The organism is Devosia alba, from assembly GCF_039938915.1.
Lineage (GTDB): Bacteria > Pseudomonadota > Alphaproteobacteria > Rhizobiales > Devosiaceae > Devosia > Devosia alba.
Map to the genome: position 1 here is coordinate 1 of NZ_JBDUUI010000067.1, position 299 is coordinate 299.

The 299-nt window shown below is 43.5% G+C and carries 1 protein-coding gene; it reads left to right on the forward strand.

What is annotated here, in order from left to right; all coding sequences use genetic code 11:
- Positions 1-288: hypothetical protein (locus ABFY71_RS18805; RefSeq protein ID WP_347947394.1), on the forward strand; the 288-nt coding region annotated here is incomplete at its 5' end.
- Positions 289-299: the final 11 nt, after the last annotated feature.

The window sequence follows — 299 nt, forward strand, 5'->3', positions numbered from 1 at the left end:
AACACAATGAACAGTAACACAAGAGACATTATTGACAGTCAGAATGCAGGAACAAGAGCCATTCTTGACTATCTTTGCAATGAAAAGATTTCTAGTCTGCAGGCTGAGAATAATGATCTCAGACGTGCTGCATCTCAGGATCGCCAGAGCGCACTTCTCACAACTGCAATGGCTTCTCAGACACAGCAGCTCATTAATGCAATCAATCCAGCACCGATTCCGGCATATCAGGTTCCTAACCCGAACACATATTACGGATGTGGATGCAACACTGGATGCAATTGCTGATAACTTCATAT